At 65.5% G+C, this 3,579-nt stretch carries 4 protein-coding genes; all 4 read right to left on the reverse strand.

The genetic code is table 11. From position 1 onward, the window contains the following. Positions 1-61: 61 nt before the first annotated feature. Complete coding sequence (upp, locus tag V7787_RS52440) at positions 62-697, reverse strand: uracil phosphoribosyltransferase (protein WP_336095402.1); 636 nt, start codon at positions 695-697, stop codon at positions 62-64. A gap of 314 nt (positions 698-1,011) precedes the next feature. After that, positions 1,012-1,254 carry a hypothetical protein gene (locus tag V7787_RS52445; RefSeq protein WP_310980809.1) on the reverse strand — a complete coding sequence of 81 codons (243 nt, stop codon included), beginning with the start codon at positions 1,252-1,254 and terminating at the stop codon, positions 1,012-1,014. Positions 1,255-1,363: 109 nt separating this feature from the next. Beyond that, on the reverse strand, positions 1,364-2,863 hold the full coding sequence (locus V7787_RS52450; RefSeq protein WP_336095404.1) for an aminotransferase class III-fold pyridoxal phosphate-dependent enzyme: 1,500 nt from the start codon (positions 2,861-2,863) through the stop codon (positions 1,364-1,366). A 291-nt stretch (positions 2,864-3,154) separates the two neighbouring features. Next, the coding region (locus tag V7787_RS52455; protein WP_336095405.1) for a hypothetical protein at positions 3,155-3,579 on the reverse strand (425 nt) is incomplete at its 5' end.

Raw genomic sequence — 3,579 nt, forward strand, 5'->3', positions numbered from 1 at the left:
TTTTGATTTTGCTGTTTTCGCACCGGCCCCAATCGCAACAAGAACCGGTGTAACCGCAGCCTCAGGCGTAATGCTTGGTCCCGAAGATCTTGTCGCCCGCATCGCCCAGCCCCGGCAGGATGTAGCCGACTTCGTTGAGCCGCTCATCGACCGAGGCGGTGAACACTTCCACGTCCGGATGCTTGGCTTCCAGCGCCTTCAACCCTTCCGGCGCCGCGACCAGGAACAGGCCCTTGATCCGCTTGCAGCCGGCGTTCTTGAGCAGGTCGATGGTGGCGATGAGGCTGCCGCCGGTGGCGAGCATCGGGTCGAGGATCAGCGCGGTGCGTTCGTCCATGCGGCCGGTGAGTTTTTCGTAGTAGCCGACCGGCTGCAGGGTTTCTTCATCGCGTTGCAACCCGACCACGCCGACTTTGGCTGCCGGAATCAGTTCGAGCACGCCCGGCAGCATGCCCAGGCCCGCGCGCAGGATCGGAACGAGCGTGACCTTGGCGCCCTTGATCCGGCGCGTGGTGACCGGCCCGGCCCAGCCTTCGACCACGGCCTCTTCGGTTTCCAGATCGGCGGTGGCTTCGTAGGTCAGCAGCGTCGCCACTTCCGAGGCCAGTTCGCGGAACGACTTGGTGCTGTTGTCGGCGCGGCGCATCAGGCCGAGTTTGTGTTGGACGAGCGGGTGGCGGACTTCGACGATTTTCATGGGTGACCTGGGGTGCGGCGGCGATCGGTGCCGCAAAGGATTGATGGTTATGGGGCAGGGTGCAAGCGTGGCCATCGGAAGTGCGACGACCTCACGACCCCAGCGCATGCAGTTCCCCCCTTTGAAAAAGGGGGGCTAGGGGGGATTTGCTCTTGCTCCCCCCAAAAGCAACAGCAAAGGCAAATCCCCCCTAGCCCCCCTTTTTCAAAGGGGGGAATGGTGCGTGGGGGCGGGGAGTGGCGACGCGTTGTTGGCGCAGACAGCAAAAAGGCCGGTCGCCCGGCCTTTTCCTCGCAGCGCCGAACCAGCGCGGCTCAAGCGGTACGAACGTATTGAATCTCGATCCCGTCGCTGCTGCCGATCGCCGCACGCAACACCGTAATCAACGAACCGGCATTGAGATGATCGATCTCGATCATGTCCACCACCGCGTGATCGATCCAGTAGTCCTGGTCCTTGCTGTCTTCTTCTTCCAGCGCCGCGACCAGGATCTGCAGTTCCTCTTCGCTGATCTCGCCGATGTCGGCGCCGGTTTCCTTGTTCGATAAACGGATCATTCGATTCCCTGAATTGAGCGAAGAGAAGTGAAGAGTGAGCAAGAGCCGGAGCAGAAGCAAGCTTTCGCTCACTTCTCACTCCTGCGCGCTCACTCCTCAGCACAAGCCCTCAGGCCGCCGCGGCCTGCTGCGCGCGCGGGCCTTCGCGCAGGGCGCGGCCGACCATCGACACCAGCAGCTCCAGCTCATCGCTGCCGATGGTGAAGTTGGGGGTGAAACGCAGCGAGTTGACGCCGCCGTGGATCACGCCGATGCCGCGTTCGCGCAGCCATTCTTCGGTCGAACCGGCGCCGAAGCACTTGAACTGCGGGGCGAGTTCGCACGAGAACAGCAGGCCGGTGCCCTGGACCTTGGTGATCAGGCCGCCGAGTTCGCTCTTGAGCTTCTCCAGCTTGGCGATCGCCTCGGCGCCGCGGGCGCGGATGTTGGCGCGCAGTTCCGGGGTGACCTGCTCGAGCACGGCGACGGCGACGTCGAGCGCGCGCGGGTTGCTGGTCATGGTGTTGCCGTACAGGCCCTTGCGGTACAACGAGGCGGCGCGTTCGCCGACCGCGAGCACCGACAGCGGGTACTGACCGGCGTTGAGCGCCTTGGAGTAGGTCTCCATGTCCGGCGCTTCCAGACCTTCGAAGCCGGGGTAGTCGATGATCGACAGCACGCCGTGCGCGCGCAGGCCGGCCTGGATCGAGTCGACCAGCAGCAGCGAGCCGTGGTTGCGGGTGAGTTCGCGCGCGGCGGCGTAGAACGCCGGCGGCACGCCGCGGCCCGGGTCGCCTTCGCCCATCACCGGTTCCAGGAACATCGCTTCGATGAACCACTGGTTGGCTTCGGCGTCGGCGAAGATTTTCTTCAGCGCGTCGGTGTCGTACGGCTCGACCGTGATCACCGAGTCCTCGCCGCGGAAGCTGGCCAGGTGCTGGGTGTAGGCCTTGCGCGAGGAGTCCGAATACAGCGCCGGACGCTCGGTGCGGCCGTGGAAGCTGCCCTTGACCACCACGCGCTTGATCGCGCGGCCGGCGTGCTTGGCGCCCGGGTCGGTCATCAGCTTGCTGTTGACGTCGGCGATGCGCGCGGCCAGCGAGACCGATTCGGAACCGGAGTTCAGACAGAAGAAGCGCTCGTACGGGCAGCCGCCGCGCTCCACGCCGATGGCGCCGCGCAGGGCGCGCTCGAAGCGCAGCTGCGACAGCGACGGGGTCATGATGTTGGCCATCACCTGCGGCTTGGCCATCGCCGCGATCACCGCCGAGGGGGTGTGGCCGAAGCCGAGCATGCCGTAGCCGCCGGAGTCGTGCAGCACCGCGCCCTTCAGGGTGATCACCCAGGGGCCGCGCGCGGACAGGGCGATGTACGGGTTGACGCCGTCGTCGGGATAGAAATTGACGTAGCCGTCCTGGACCGCGTGGATCTGGGCGTCTTCGTCCAGGTCGAGCAACTCGGCGTGCAGGTCGCGGATCAGCGCGTATTCGGCGGCCGCCGCGGCGATGGCTTCGCCCAGTTCGGGATGGGTGACGGCGAAGCGGGCGACGGTGTCGTCGTCCAGGCCGACGGTGCGGCGCTTGCCGGCGTGGGCGCGCAGCGGCGCGAGTTGGCTGAGCAGGTTGGTCATGTCGATCTCCAATATGTCGTCGGCGTCCTGCCGTGTAGTCCGTGGGAGACCGGTCCGCCGTCGTGGCAGGACGCTCGCGGTTGCAGCAGCCCCCGGCTGCCAAGCGCCATCTCTCACATCAAACGAAGGGGACTGAAATCAGTGCCCCACGTAACCCCTTGAAACCAAGAAAGCTTGCGCAAGATTTTTGCGTAAGAGCATCGTCTTTCGACGAATTTTCTTTTCATTTCAATGATTTAAGCGAGTCTATCACGTCCGCCGAGCCTCGATAACCCCCTGAACGAGAGCGGTTCAGCCCTCACCCCGAGGCCTCGTTTCGCACCGTTGATGACGCTTGTCATCGGCGATGAATGTCTTCGCGCACTGCCACGGAACGATCGCAAATCCGACAGTGACTGCACCTTCCGGAGCAACGTGAGGTTCGGCGATGAGCGCGATCCACCCCTTCCACAGCGTCGTCGCCGCGACCTCGCGCCAGCGCCCGCCGTTGCCGGCGTGGCCGCGGGCGATGTTCCGGGCCGGACCCGGCGGCAGCGCCGCGACCGATCCGCGCAAACCTCCGCCGAGGCCGCACCCGCTGTGCGCCGCGAGCGCCGGCGCGGGCCGTTCGGTTTCGCCTCCAATCGCGGCCGCCTCGCCGGCCGTTCCCCCTACATGGATGCCCCGATGAATCACCCGCTTCCGAACCGCCGCCGCCCAGGCACGCAGTTGGCCCC

The sequence above is a fragment of the Pseudomonas sp. CGJS7 genome (genome assembly GCF_036961695.1).